The organism is Chryseobacterium sp. DT-167 (assembly GCF_058310155.1).
Window position 1 is genome coordinate 1 of the sequence record NZ_JBZEEQ010000145.1, and the last position, 511, is coordinate 511.

The 511-nt window shown below is 72.8% G+C and carries 1 protein-coding gene; it reads left to right on the plus strand.

Features of this window, described 5'->3' with window-relative positions; translation table 11 throughout:
- Positions 1-31 precede the first annotated feature (31 nt).
- Positions 32-511: hypothetical protein (locus AC4FQ5_RS20195; protein ID WP_491146542.1), on the plus strand; the 480-nt coding region annotated here is incomplete at its 3' end.

The window sequence follows — 511 nt, forward strand, 5'->3', positions numbered from 1 at the left end:
CGCCTGACGCTCGTCCGCGGGGGAGAGGAGCGTGGCTCGTCGACGCGGGCGGCAGTCGGCTGAGCCGGCGACCGCGCACCGGTTCGTCGAGCCGCCTTTCGGGGCCTCGCGGGTCCTGACCTCGACGCTCGTCGTCGGCGCGCTGTCGGCGCTCGTCGCGTCGGGGGTGGGCTTCGTCCTCGTCCTCGGCTTGTGGATCACGCTCGAGGAGGCGGTCACGGGCTTCTGGATCGAGTACGACATCGATCCGATCTCCCGGACGTGGATCGCGGTGCTCGCCGGCATCGCCGCCGCTGCCGCCGTGGTGTGGGCGTCGGCGCAATCCGCCGATCGCCTCCTCCTCGGACGGCAGCTCGCGCAGGCTGCGCGGACGGTCCCTCACGACGTTCCTCCCGCAGCGGTGCGTCGCGCGGCGTCCCGCGACCCTTTCCTCCCGCTCCTCGGTCTGATCCGCACCGTCATCGGTATCGCCGCCCTCGTCGGGATCGTGGACCTGCTCCTCTGGGCCGAG